This is a genomic window from Flavobacterium sp. LAR06, assembly GCF_041946075.1.
Classification (GTDB): domain Bacteria; phylum Bacteroidota; class Bacteroidia; order Flavobacteriales; family Flavobacteriaceae; genus Flavobacterium.
Window position 1 is genome coordinate 182,315 of the sequence record NZ_JAUTYT010000003.1, and the last position, 12,923, is coordinate 195,237.

Here is a 12,923-nt window from a genome sequence, read left to right on the forward strand (position 1 = left end):
TTTTTTAATATATAGTACAAAAAATCGCATTATCTTTAGAGTGTGACTCTAAATCATAATGCGATTTTTATTTTAAGTCTGAACTACTTCTGGCGTTTCTTCAACACATCCACAACATCATTCAAATGAAAGCCTTTTGCCTGCAATAAAATCAAATAATGAAACAATAAATCGGCACTTTCGCTAAGAAATAAATCATCATTATCATCTTTTGCTTCTATCACAACTTCAACAGCCTCTTCTCCAACTTTTTGAGCAATTTTATTGATTCCTTTTTCGAATAATGAAGCTACATAACTTTTCTCAGAATCAGCATTTTCTCTACGAGTTGCAATTGTTTTTTCTAAGTTAGAAATAAAACCATAATTTTCTTTGTTTTCTTCCTGCCAACAAGTATCAGCGCCTGTATGACAAGTTGGTCCAACAGGTTTTGCCTGAATTAAAAGGGTATCTCCGTCGCAATCATTTTTAATATCTACAAGTTCTAAAAAATTGCCACTCTCCTCGCCTTTTGTCCAAAGCCTTTGTTTTGAACGGCTGAAGAAAGTAACTTTCTGCGTTTCTATTGTTTTGTGCAATGATTCTTCATTCATGTAACCCAACATCAAAACATTTTTTGTTTCTGAATCCTGAATTATCGCTGGAATCAATCCGTGTGAGCTTTTAATATCTATATTCATTTTATTTTAGATTGTTTTATTATTTTAGATTTTAGAATTCAGATTTTATACTCTTTACCAATCTCTATTCTATGTTCTATGTTCTAAAGTCTAACCTCAATATCATTATTTCTCAATTCTTCTTTCAAAGCTTTAATTTCAATTTCTTTAAAGTGAAAAACACTCGCTGCCAAAGCCGCATCAGCTTTTCCTTTTTTGAAAGAATCTACAAAATGCTGTATATTTCCCGCACCGCCCGAAGCAATAATCGGAATATTGATTAATTCTGATAATTTAGCCAAAGCTTCATTTGCAAAACCATTTTTTGTTCCGTCATTATCCATTGATGTGAATAAAATTTCTCCCGCGCCACGTTCTGCTACTTCTATAGCCCAATCGAATAAATTTAATTCTGTCGGAACTTTTCCGCCAACTAAATGTACAATCCATTGCCCGTCAATTTGTTTAGCATCGATGGCAACGACAACACATTGGCTTCCAAATTTCTGTGCCAAATCATTAATCAACTGCGGATTTTTTACTGCAGATGAATTAATCGAAACTTTATCAGCGCCATTATTAAGCAGAATTTCAACATCTTCAACAGATGAAATTCCACCACCAACGGTAAACGGAATATTGATTTTCTCCGCTACACTTCGCACCATATTGACCAACGTTTTTCGACGTTCTTCAGTAGCTGAAATATCCAGAAAAACCAATTCATCAGCGCCTTCAGCCGAATAAATTTCTGCCAATTCCACAGGATCACCCGCATCGCGCAAGTCAACAAAGTTAACTCCTTTTACGGTTCTCCCGTTTTTTATATCCAAACATGGAATGATTCTTTTTGCTAACATTTTTTTTTAAATCTGTTAATTAGAAAATTTGATAATTAGATAATTCCTACTACTCAAATACAGGGTTCAAAAAGGTCCTTTCGTAACTTATAATGCATCTTGTGTCTTCGGCAATTTTAAAAGCTTCTACACACTCCTGGTCGTCTTTTGAAAACATTTGTTTTCGATAATTTTCATAATCTGCTAAACTTGGAAAAGAAAACAGTGCATAAGCAATATTATTAGCTCCTTCAGATGGCATAAAATAACCGTGATGATTACCTCCCAAACGATTAACTATTTTAATCCATCTCTTACCGTAATCTTCAAACGCTTCCAATTGATAAGGATCTATAACGTATTTTAAATGACATGTTATCATAATCTATTATTTTTAATGTGCCAATGAGATAATTACTCAATTAGATAATTTAAGCTTCACAGAATAATTATCTAATTTTCTAATTGGCACATTATCTAATTAATTCTTATTTTCTAATTATGTAGTTTTCTAGTTGTTTCAAAGTAATTCTACCTTCATAAATCGCTTTCCCGATTATGGCTCCTTCACAACCCAAATGTGCCAGCTTTGGCAACTCATCAAATGTGGAAATTCCTCCAGAAGCTATTAGTTTTATTCCATTCGCTTCTTTCAGGATTTTACCATACAAATCAAAACTTGGCCCTTCCAACATCCCGTCTTTGGCAATATCTGTACAAATAACATACTGAATTCCTTTGGCTTGATAGTCCTGAATAAACGGAATCAAATCTTCATCTGAGTCTTCTAACCAGCCCGAAATAGCTACTTTTTCGTCTTTAGCGTCAGCGCCTAAAATAATTTTATCTGAACCGTATTCTGAAATCCATTTTTCGAAAATTGCTCTGTTTTTTACAGCAATACTTCCGCCAGTAATCTGACTTGCACCGCTTTCAAAAGCAATTTTCAAATCTTCATCTGATTTTAATCCTCCACCAAAATCAATTTGCAAACTGGTTTGTGTAGCAATCTTTTCTAATATTTTATAATTGACAATTTTACTTGATTTTGCACCGTCTAAATCTACCAAATGTAAATATTCGATTCCGTGCGCTTCAAAGGATTTTGCCACTTCAAGCGGATTTTCATTGTAAATTATCTTAGTATCGTAATCGCCTTTTGACAAACGAACACATTTTCCGTCAATGATATCTATGGCTGGTATTATTCTCATTTTATTTAGGTCTTAAAGTTTAAAGTTGTAAAGTCTTTAAATCGCTCTCTATATTTTTAAAAAATTATCTAGTATTTTCTCGCCAACAGCTCCGCTTTTTTCGGGATGGAATTGTGTTCCGTAAAAATTGCCTTTTTGCAATGCCGACGCATATTCTAATTCATAATTCGTTGTTGCAATAGCTTCAACGCAATTTGGAGCATAAAAACTATGCACCAAATACATAAATTCATTTTCCGGAATTCCCTTAAACAAATCTGATTTTAAATCATAAATCTGATTCCATCCCATCTGTGGTACTTTTACTTTTGAAGTGAATTTAATCACATCAACATCAAAAATCCCTAAACCTTTGGTATCGCCTTCTTCAGATGATTTACACATCAATTGCATTCCCAAACAAATTCCTAAAACGGGCTGTTTCAGAGTCGGAATCAAACTATCCAAACCACTTTCTTTCAGTTTTTTCATTGCCGAACTTGCCTCGCCAACGCCAGGGAAAATCACTTTATCAGCAGATTTTATTTCTTCCTGATTATTACTTAGAACAGCTTTAAAACCAAGTCTTTCAATAGCAAACATAATGCTCTGAATATTTCCTGCTCCGTAATTTATAATTACTATTTTCATTTTTTTTGTTTGTTTTGTTTCAAGTTTCAAGTTCTGTTGAGCAACCTGAAACTTGAAACCTGAAACTTGAAACTTTTTACAGCATACCCTTGGTTGAAGGCAAAATCATTTTTTCTGTATCTCTTTTTACGGCTACTTTTATTGCTTTCGCGAAAGCTTTAAAAATCGCTTCAATTTTGTGGTGTTCGTTTGTGCCTTCTGCTTTTATGTTGATATTGGCTTTCGCACCATCAGAGAACGATTTAAAAAAATGATAAAACATTTCTGTTGGCATTTTGCCTACCATTTCACGTTTGAATTCTGTTTCCCAAACTAACCAGTTTCTTCCACCAAAATCAATTGCGACTTGCGCTAAACAATCATCCATTGGAAGACAGAATCCATAACGTTCTATACCTAATTTATTCCCAAGTGCTTTCGCAAAAACTTCTCCTAAAGCAATCGCAGTATCTTCAATTGTATGATGCTCATCAACTTCTAAATCACCTTTTACAAGGATTTCTAAATCCATTTGACCGTGACGTGAAATCTGATCTAACATATGATCAAAAAATGCGATTCCGGTGTCTATTTTACTTTTCCCTGTTCCGTCTAAATTTACATTAATAAAAATATCCGTTTCATGTGTTTTACGAGTAATCGAAGCCGAGCGTGCCTCCAATTTTAAAAACTCATATATACGTTTCCAGTCGGTTGTTTGAAGAATAATTGTATCGTTTAATTCTTCACGTTTTGACGAAATTTCATTTGTACCAAATCCGTCTGTCAAATTCATAAAAATCGCTTTAGCACCAAGATTTTTTGCCAATTCAACATCCGTCAAACGATCTCCTAGAACAAAAGAATTCTTTAAATCATAATTTAGGTTATTCAAATATTTCGTTAACATTCCGGTTCTTGGTTTTCGTGTTGGCGCATTATCTTCAGGAAAAGATCTGTCCACAAAAATTTCATCAAATAAAACTCCTTCATTTTCAAAGGCTTTTAAAATAAAATTCTGTGTTGGCCAAAAGGTATCTTCTGGAAAACTAACTGTTCCCAATCCGTCCTGATTCGTAACCATCGCCAATTCGTAATCTAATTCACTGGCAATTTTAGCCAAATATTGAAAAGCTTTCGGATAAAATTCCAATTTATCCAAACTGTCAAGTTGTAAATTTTCTGGTTCTAAAACAATCGTTCCGTCACGATCGATAAAAAGTACTTTTTTCATGTTTTTATTTTTTGAGAATAAAGAAAAAAGAGTAAAGAAAATAGACTTTTAATTCTATCCAAAAAAGCTCTTTCAATTTTTCTTTCTTCTTTGCTCTATAATCTTTCTTCTATATTAATAACTTCAATTCCTTAATCAAAACTGCATTTTCCTCTGGAATACCTATCGTAAAACGCAAACAATTTTCGCATAAAGGCTGAGTTGTTCTATTACGGATTACGATTCCTTTTGCAATTAATTCGTCATACCTTTTGTTGGCATCATCTACTTTTACTAATACAAAATTAGCTTCTGTAGGATAAACTTTCTCAACAAAACTAACCTCAAGTAATACTTTAAGCAGCTCTTCTCTTTGTTCAATAATAGAAGCTATCTCCTGTTTTATTTTATCAGAATCCTTTAAACGGGAAATTGCTCTCTGCTGTGTTAATTCGTTTACATTGTAAGGAGGTTTTATTTTATTTAAAACCGAAATTACAGCTTCAGAAGCATAACAAATCCCTAAACGAATTCCTGCCAAACCGAACGCTTTTGAAAGCGTTTGTGTAATAACCAGATTTGGATATTCGTCAATTTCAATCAACCAGCTTTCTTTATTAGAAAAGTCAATATAAGCTTCATCAATCACAACCAAGCCTTTAAAATTCTGAAGCAATTTCACTACACTTTCGTCAGAGAAAGAATTTCCGGTTGGATTATTCGGGGAACATAAAAAGATGATTTTTGTATTGGCATCAACGGCTTCTAAAATTTTCTCAACCTGTGGCTGGAAATCTATCGAGAGTAAAACTTCTCTATTTTCAACTGCATTGATATTCGCTAAAACACTGTACATTCCATATGTTGGCGGTAACGAAATAATATTATCAATTTTTGGTTCGCAAAAAGCTCTAAAAAGAAGATCTAAAACTTCATCGCTTCCGTTCCCTAGCAAAATCTGACTTGATGTTATGTTATTATTTTTCGCCAAAATCGCTTTTACAGAACTTTGTTGCGGATCCGGATAACGATTTACACCATTCTGAAAAGGATTTTCATTGGCATCCAAAAAAATCATTTCGGCAGTATCGAAATCTCCAAACTCATCTCGGGCTGAAGAATAAGGTTTTAATATCTTTACGTTTTCACGTGTTATTGTATTTATATCGAATTTCATTGTCTTAATTTTTGGAATATAGAAAATAGAGTAAAGAGAACAGAGTTCTCATTTTATCTGTAAAATTTTCGGTATTCTTTGTTCTATGATCTATTTTCTATATTCTATGTTCTTTATTCTATACTCTTTAATCTCAGCGTCACAGCATTTTTATGTGCTTGTAAACCTTCGGCTTCAGCCATAACTTCAATAGCTCTTCCAATGTTTAGAATTCCGGTTTTAGAAATTTTCTGAAATGTCATCGATTTCATGAAACTATCCAAATTTACTCCACTATAATTCTTAGCATAACCATTTGTAGGCAACGTGTGATTTGTTCCTGAAGCATAGTCTCCAGCACTTTCCGGTGTGTAATTTCCAATAAAAACAGAACCTGCATTTACAATTCCATTACAATAAAAATCATCAAATTCTGAACAGATTATAAAGTGTTCTGGTCCATATTCATTGATTAGATCTAAAGCAATCTGATCATTTTCTACATAAATCAATTTCGAATTTTCAATTGCTTTTTTAGCTATTGCTTTTCTTGGCAGTTCTTCAATTTGAGCTTGAATCTGTACTTCAACAGCCTCAATTAATCTCAATGAAGTCGAAACTAAGATCACCTGACTGTCTGTTCCGTGCTCTGCCTGCGATAATAAATCAGAAGCTACAAACGCAGGAACCGCAGTATCATCAGCTACAATTAACAATTCTGAAGGTCCGGCCGGCATGTCAATCGCCACTCCAAACTGAGTTGCTAATTGTTTTGCAACCGTTACAAATTGATTTCCAGGTCCGAAAATCTTATACACTTTCGGAATTGATTGTGTACCAAACGTCATACCGGCAATTGCCTGAATGCCACCTACTTTTAATATTTTAGTAACACCACACAAATTGGCAGTATACAAAATCGCCGGACTAATTTTTCCAGTTTTATCTGGAGGAGAACACAAAACAATTTCTTTACAACCTGCAATTTCAGCAGGAACAGCCAACATTAAAACCGTTGAAAATAAAGGCGCCGTTCCACCCGGGATATATAAACCGATTTTTTGAATCGGTCTTTTTTCCTGCCAGCAATTTACTCCTTCAATGGTTTCAACTGAAATTCTATCTGTTTTTTGCGCAGTATGAAACTTTAAAATATTCTCTTTTGCCAATTGAATTGAACTCTTCAATTCGTCTGAAATTGAAGCAATTGCCTCCTCAATTTCTGCAGGAGTAACTTCGTAATTATCTAAAGTAATTCCGTCGAATATAGAAGTGTATTTTGCAACGGCTTCATCGCCTTTTTTCTGTACTTCTTTAAAAATTTCTTTAACCGTAACTTCGATATCATCGATCGTTTTGGTTGGTCTTTTTAATATTTCTGACCAGGTTTCTGGTTTTGGATTATCTATTTTATTCATTGCTGTATAATTTAACTGAAAAGGGCGCAAGGTTTTTTTTATTATTTTTTGTCTCTAAGAACGCTAAGTTCGTAAAGCTGTTCTCTGTATTTTTTTACCACAAAGGGCGCAAAGATTTTTTCTAATCTTTATCTTTAAAAACACAAAGTTCACAAAGCTGTTGTCTAGTTTTGGAATTTGGAATTTAAAAAAAATTGGAATTTCTTTATTTAAAGTACCATTTTCTCAATTGGGCAAACTAAAATTCCTTCGGCTCCGGCTTCTTTTAATTTATCAATTACATCCCAAAAAGTGTCTTTATCGATTACGGAGTGAACACTGCTCCAACCTTCTTGCGCTAAAGGCAATACAGTTAAACTTCTTAAAACTGGCAAAATTTTTCCAATTTCATCAATTTTATCGTTTGGCACATTCATCAAAATATATTTTGAATTTCTTGCTCTTAAAACCGATTGGATTCTGAATTTTAAAGTATCAATGTGTTTCTGAATTTCTGGAGAGACTTTTGGAGAAACGGCTAAAACAGCCTCGCTTTTCAAGATCACTTCAACTTCTCTCAAATTATTTTTGAATAAAGTGCTTCCGCTAGAAACGATATCTACAATCGCATCGGCCAAGCCAATGTTTGGCGCAATTTCTACAGAACCTGAAATTTGGTGAATGTCAACTGTTAATCCGAAAGAATTGAAATATTCATTAACAGTATTTGGATAAGATGTTGCAATTCGTAAACCTGCTAAATCCTGAATAGAATTGTATTCAAAAGTTTTAGGAACAGCTACTGAAACCTTACATTTTGAGAATCCAAGTTTTTGAATCACCTCAATATGTTTCCCTTTTTCTACTAATAAATTATCACCAACAATGGCTAAATCTACTACTCCATCAATTAAATATTGAGGAATATCTGAATTTCTAAGATATAAAACTTCTAAAGGAAAATTGGAAGCTTCGGCTTTTAACTGATCGTTTCCGTTATTGATTGAAATACCGCAATCTTTTAAGATTTGAATGCTGTCTTCGTTTAAACGACCTGATTTTTGAATTGCAATTTTTAAAGTACTCATTTTTTAGTTGTTTGCTGATTAATAGTTTGAGTACAAAGAATTGGAATTAAAAAACCCGCTTGATGTACTCAAACGGGTTTTAAAATATGATGATTTACATGCATACCATTAACACATCGCCTGAGAGCAATAATGAAAATGATGATGATGTAATTGATTTGAGATCATTATTTGGTTTGTTTTATAATTCTTTGATTCGGTTGCAAATATACTAGTTAATTTCATAAAAAAGCAATTTTTAATTTAACTTAACGATAGTTTATTGTTAAAAAATATTTCAGACACCGATTTTATTACGTTTTTTTAATTCACTATAACGTTTTCATTTTTTAATTAAAACCCAAAATTACGGTGGTCCCTACTTCTATTTCACTTTCAATTTTAAATTGAATATCCAGTAATTCCGTTGTTCTTTTTACAATGGATAAACCTAATCCAGTCCCTTTAATTTCAGGGTGATCGGTAGAATTAGATCTAAAAAATGGATTTAAAATTGCTTCTAAATCTCCTTTTGCAATTCCGATTCCTTTATCTGATATTTTACAGATTGTTTTTCCTTTTTCTTTTGAAAGTAAAATCAAAACTTCGCCACTATTTTTGCTGTACTTAATTGCATTCGAAATAATATTCCTCATAATGGTTATCACTAAAAAATTATCAGATTGAATGTAAAAATCCTGTTCAGCATCAAATTTTACATCAAGATTCTTAGTACTTATTTTTCCTGAATTTAATGTCAGAACATCCAAAATTATGGAGTTCAAATAAACAGATTCGGTATTTATATTTTGCTTTTGATTCTCGAAACGTGCCATCAATAGAAGCTGATCTACTAGCATATTTAAATGATCAACTTCATTTATACAATAATTTATCTTTTCTTCATACTCGCTATTATCACGAGGTTTACGGATTAAAACTTCAAGTGTTCCTTTAATTACTGTTAAAGGCGTTCTTAACTCATGTGAGGCATCAGAAGTGAACTGTTTTTCACGTTCAATAGCATCTTCAATTCGGTTTAATAAATTATTAATGGTGGTTGCAAGTATATACAGTTCATCTTGTGTTTTGGGCAAAGGAATTCGTATTTTCAGATTGTCCTTTGTAATAATTTTTGAAGTATTTATGATTGCATTTATTGGTTTTATACTTCTTCCGGCAAAGAATCGGGCAATAAAAAACAGTACCAATAAGATTGCCAAAAAAGAGAGGCACATTATATCAAACAAGTTGCTTAAAACCATAGTAGAATCTGCAAGAGACATTGCTACAATAATATACCCAATTTGTTTCTTTTTTACATGAAGCGGAACCTGAATCTGTCTTATTGTATGATCACCCATCTTAGTGTCAAACAATTCATAATCTTCTACAGAGTCATTAAATTCAAGTGTTTGTGTTTTTAGATTAGGTGCTTTTTCAATAATATTTTTACTCAAGTCCAAAAACTCCACAAAAACCGGATTTACATCTACAGTATTATGTTCCCGCTCAGTCCATTCTTCCTCATCAATTAAAACAACTTTATCACCGACAACCTTAATTTCTGCTAAATGGTTCTTAATTTCAATTTTTAAATTTTCATCAATATGACTATAAGCCGTGTGTTTTACAATAGAATAAATCAACGAAAAAACCACTAAAATCAACAAACCAGTTGTGATTATATAGTTTAAGGCAATTCTGTTTTTAAAGGAAATTTGTACCATCTATAAGTCGTTTGCGATATAACCTATACCACGGATTGTTTTTATATAATCTTCTTCAATTTTTAAATTGAGTTTTTTTCTAATAGCGTTCATAAATACATCAATAACTCCGGTATCATATTCAAAATTGATTTCCCAAACGTCTTTTAGTATTTGATTTCGGGTACAAACCTTTCCTTTATGTTGAATTAAATAAGTTAATAATTCGAATTCCCTTTGTGTCAAAGCCACTTCTTCCTCATTTTTCAAGACAATATGCCTTGACAAATCGATTTTAATGGTTCCTAAAGTTAGCGTTTCGGTTCCTTTTCTGTTTCTAAAATGAACTTTGATTCGCTCTACCAATTCTTCAAAACTAAATGGCTTTTTGATGTAATCATTGGCCCCGGCTTTCAAACCTTCAATAGTTTCCTGGACCGTATCTTTTGCAGTCAGAAAAATAATTGGTGTCTTCTGATCTTTAACCCTAATAGCTTTACACAAATCTAACCCATTGATTTTAGGCAACATCCAATCTAATAAAATTAAATCAAATTGTTGATTATGAACCAATTCAAAACCTTTTGATCCATCACTGGCAGTAGTAACTTCATATCCTTCTTCCTGTAGCCCTTGTTGTAAAAACTGAACAATTCCTATCTCATCTTCTACTATTAAAATATGCATTTGTTCTTTTTTATTTAAATTATATTCTTCCTCTTTAATATGTAATCAATCAAAGGTAAAAATTTAAAATTTTGGAAATGATTAAAAATCATTTCAATACCACAAAAACTTAATTATCTTAAGCGAATATTAAGTTAACTCTAACGAAGGTAAAAGCCGAACTTAATCCCGAATTAATGAACTGGAATTAATTTTGCGAAAAAATAATTTCATGACTTTTTACAAGAAACTTTCTCCTTTATACAATCTTGCGGTATTCTATTTTATTATAAGTTTTCTATTGCGAATTGTTCTCTTTTTTCATCCCATTACACAAAGCTCTTTCACCATTTTTCAGAGTCTGAAAATTTTTAGTTTAGGACTTATTTCAGATTTTTTCGTGTTTGTTCCGGCTAGTGTTTTTTTGTGGCTGTATTTAATTTTTATTTCAAATTCAAAATACAATAAGCCGTCCGGTTTTATTATTCTGGGGCTTTTTGTTGCCTTATTTTTATACGTAGCATCTGGCAAAAGTATTTTTGACGAATATGGAGGCGCTTTGCCAGGCATTGTTTTAATTTTCATCGGAATTAAGACGGCTCTTTTTGCTCTTTTTCTTTTTCTTCCAAAATGGAGAGATAAAATCAGATTTTGGTTATTTGCTTTTGTTATCTTTTTATATGTCCTTCTAATTTTGCAAAATGGTCTAAGTGAATACTTCTTTTGGAATGAATTTGGAGTGAAGTATAATTTTATTGCCGTAAACTATTTGATTTACACTAATGAAGTTATTGGAAACATCATGCAGTCATATCCTGTAATATCAATATTTTCAGCTTTATTTCTAGTAACTGGAATTGTAACTTATTTTATTCTAAAAAATTCCAGAAATTACATTGATACTATTCCAACTATAAGTGAAAAAGTAAAAATTACATTAATTTATCTTAGCTTATTCACTGTTTCTTTAATTGCCATTCCTACGTTGGCTAAAGCTGAAAATTCTAAAAATGTTTTTGTTAATGAATTGCAAGCTAACGGTATATATAAATTCTATTTAGCTTTTCAAAATAACAAATTAGACTATTTTAAATTCTATAAAACGCTTCCAAACGAAGAAGCATTTGCTCTTTTAAAACATCAGTTTCCTAACATTTCAAAAGAAAACACAAAAAGACCAACATCTAGTGATTCACTTGAAAACCATAAAAATGTTGTTTTAATTACGATAGAAAGTTTGAGTGCCGAATTTATGAGATCTTATGGGAATGAACAAAATATCACGCCTTTCTTAGACAGTTTAGCCCGAAAAAGCCTTCAGTTCACCAATTTATACGCTGCTGGAAACAGAACTGTTCGTGGTCTAGAAGCTGTGACTTTATGCCTGCCTCCCACTGCCGGAGAGAGTGTGGTAAAAAGAGAAGATAACAAAAACAAATTCTCAACTGGAGCACTCTTTAAACAAAGGGGATACAATGTGAAATTCATGTACGGTGGAGATGCATTTTTTGATAATATGCAGGATTTTTATTCTGGAAACGGTTATCAGATTGTAGACAAATCAAGCTTTTCTCCTGATGAAATCACATTTTCAAATGTTTGGGGAGTTTGTGATGAAGACATGTATAGAAAGGCTATAAAATTAATGAATGCTGAAGCCAAGGAAAACAAACCTTTTTTTAATCATATTATGACGGTGAGCAACCACAGACCATTTACGTACCCAAATAATAAAATTGACATTCCCGGTGACATAAAATCACGAGATGGTGGTGTAAAATACACCGATTACGCCTTGAGGAAATTCTTTGAAATGGCTAGTAAACAATCATGGTTCAAAAACACGGTATTTGTAATTGTTGCTGACCACTGTGCTTCTAGTGCAGGTAAAACACAGCTTCCGTTAGACAAATACAGAATCCCGGCCTTTATCTATGATCCAAACGGGAAAGCTTCAAAACACAATCAGTTAATGTCACAAATTGATTTGATGCCAACACTTCTTGGACTGCTACATTTTGATTATCAAAGTAAGTTTTTCGGGCAGGATGTCTTAAAACCAGATTATAAACCAAGAGCTTTTATTGCAACTTATCAGGATTTAGGTTTAATAAGAGATAATATTTTGACGATTTTATCACCAAAACAAACAGTTAAACAATTTGAATTAAAATTGAATCCAAAGCCAGGAGTTGCTTTGGAATATCAAAGTCATTATGATGAAATTCCATTAAAAACAGAAAGAACTGATTTGGTAAATGAAACGATCTCTTTTTATCAGACAGCTTCAGATATTTTGAAGAAGAAGAAATACCAGAAGTAGAATTATTTGTTTCAGTTTTTTTTGTTTCATGTTTCAGGTTTAACCGCGAAGCTCGCAAAGGTTTTAAGCAA

Annotated in this window: 12 protein-coding genes; 1 reads left to right on the forward strand and 11 read right to left on the reverse strand. The window is 32.4% G+C overall.

Annotated features, from left to right (window positions below):
* Positions 1–83: 83 nt before the first annotated feature.
* From hisIE to Q7C23_RS05940, 11 genes are all read right to left on the reverse strand, one after another.
* Complete coding sequence (gene hisIE, locus Q7C23_RS05890) at positions 84–680, reverse strand: bifunctional phosphoribosyl-AMP cyclohydrolase/phosphoribosyl-ATP diphosphatase HisIE (RefSeq protein WP_375031632.1); 597 nt, start codon at positions 678–680, stop codon at positions 84–86.
* Positions 681–763: 83 nt separating this feature from the next.
* Positions 764–1,519, reverse strand: a complete 756-nt coding sequence (gene hisF / locus Q7C23_RS05895) for an imidazole glycerol phosphate synthase subunit HisF (protein WP_375031633.1) — start codon at positions 1,517–1,519, stop codon at positions 764–766.
* Positions 1,520–1,568: 49 nt separating this feature from the next.
* Positions 1,569–1,880 carry an NIPSNAP family protein gene (locus Q7C23_RS05900; protein WP_375031634.1) on the reverse strand — a complete coding sequence of 104 codons (312 nt, stop codon included), beginning with the start codon at positions 1,878–1,880 and terminating at the stop codon, positions 1,569–1,571.
* Positions 1,881–1,986: 106 nt separating this feature from the next.
* The gene (gene hisA / locus Q7C23_RS05905) at positions 1,987–2,712 is read right to left on the reverse strand and encodes a 1-(5-phosphoribosyl)-5-[(5-phosphoribosylamino)methylideneamino]imidazole-4-carboxamide isomerase (RefSeq protein ID WP_375031635.1); all 726 of its coding nucleotides are present in this window, start codon (positions 2,710–2,712) and stop codon (positions 1,987–1,989) included.
* A 48-nt stretch (positions 2,713–2,760) separates the two neighbouring features.
* Positions 2,761–3,342: an imidazole glycerol phosphate synthase subunit HisH gene (gene hisH / locus Q7C23_RS05910; RefSeq protein WP_375031636.1), complete on the reverse strand. Its 582-nt coding sequence runs from the start codon at positions 3,340–3,342 to the stop codon at positions 2,761–2,763.
* A gap of 76 nt (positions 3,343–3,418) precedes the next feature.
* Positions 3,419–4,555 (reverse strand): bifunctional histidinol-phosphatase/imidazoleglycerol-phosphate dehydratase HisB, encoded by a 1,137-nt coding sequence (gene hisB / locus Q7C23_RS05915; RefSeq protein ID WP_375031637.1) that lies wholly within the window; start codon positions 4,553–4,555, stop codon positions 3,419–3,421.
* A 109-nt stretch (positions 4,556–4,664) separates the two neighbouring features.
* Positions 4,665–5,711, reverse strand: coding sequence for a histidinol-phosphate transaminase (hisC, locus tag Q7C23_RS05920; protein WP_375031638.1), 1,047 nt, complete (start codon positions 5,709–5,711; stop codon positions 4,665–4,667).
* Positions 5,712–5,824: 113 nt separating this feature from the next.
* Positions 5,825–7,108: a histidinol dehydrogenase gene (gene hisD / locus Q7C23_RS05925; protein ID WP_375031639.1), complete on the reverse strand. Its 1,284-nt coding sequence runs from the start codon at positions 7,106–7,108 to the stop codon at positions 5,825–5,827.
* Between the two features lie 209 nt (positions 7,109–7,317).
* Positions 7,318–8,175 (reverse strand): ATP phosphoribosyltransferase, encoded by an 858-nt coding sequence (gene hisG, locus Q7C23_RS05930; protein WP_065450122.1) that lies wholly within the window; start codon positions 8,173–8,175, stop codon positions 7,318–7,320.
* Between the two features lie 329 nt (positions 8,176–8,504).
* Entirely contained in the window at positions 8,505–9,884 is a 1,380-nt protein-coding gene (locus tag Q7C23_RS05935; protein WP_375031640.1) for a sensor histidine kinase, read from the reverse strand.
* Positions 9,885–10,550 (reverse strand): response regulator transcription factor, encoded by a 666-nt coding sequence (locus Q7C23_RS05940; RefSeq protein ID WP_375031641.1) that lies wholly within the window; start codon positions 10,548–10,550, stop codon positions 9,885–9,887. It abuts the gene before it with no gap.
* Positions 10,551–10,761: 211 nt separating this feature from the next.
* Between Q7C23_RS05940 and Q7C23_RS05945 the strand changes: the two genes are divergently transcribed.
* Positions 10,762–12,852 (forward strand): sulfatase-like hydrolase/transferase, encoded by a 2,091-nt coding sequence (locus Q7C23_RS05945; RefSeq protein ID WP_375031642.1) that lies wholly within the window; start codon positions 10,762–10,764, stop codon positions 12,850–12,852.
* Positions 12,853–12,923 lie beyond the last annotated feature (71 nt).